The sequence below is a fragment of the Neisseria sp. P0021.S007 genome (genome assembly GCF_051956855.1).
Genome location: NZ_JBQCXA010000962.1, coordinates 1 through 558 on the forward strand (window position 1 = coordinate 1; position 558 = coordinate 558).

Consider the following 558-nt stretch of genomic DNA (forward strand, 5'->3'; position numbering starts at 1 on the left):
TTGCAAGGCTTCATCGCCGGGCCATTGATTCCCTTGTCCCAAAGCCTGTTGATGGCTTCTTATCCGCCTGAAAAACGAACATTGGCGCTGGCCTTATGGGCGATGACCGTCGTTGTTGCCCCTGTGTTGGGGCCGATTTTAGGCGGTTGGATTTCAGACAATTGGCATTGGGGATGGATTTTCTTTATCAATATCCCGATCGGGATTTTGTCTGCAACTATTGCTTGGAAGCAGCTTCGACACAGGGAAACTGAAATCGTCAGGGCGCCAATCGATTATGTCGGGCTGGTGTTGATGATTGTCGGTGTCGGCGCATTGCAAATGATGCTTGATAGAGGTAAGGAATTGGACTGGTTTGCCTCGGGAGAGATTATCGTTTTGGGCGTTACCGCTTTGGTGTTCCTGACCTATTTTATTGTTTGGGAGCTGGGCGAGAAATACCCGATTGTCGATTTGTCATTGTTTAGAAATAGAAACTTTACGATAGGCGTTGTTGCGACATCCTTGGGCTTTATGGTGTATATGGGTACATTGACCTTGCTGCCTTTGGTGTTGCAA

At 47.8% G+C, this 558-nt stretch carries 1 protein-coding gene; it reads left to right on the forward strand.

Translation table 11 applies throughout. The annotated features are described in order from the left end of the window. Nucleotides 1–558 (forward strand): MFS transporter (locus tag ACTHUR_RS16965; protein WP_440399864.1); only part of this gene is annotated, 558 nt, incomplete at both ends.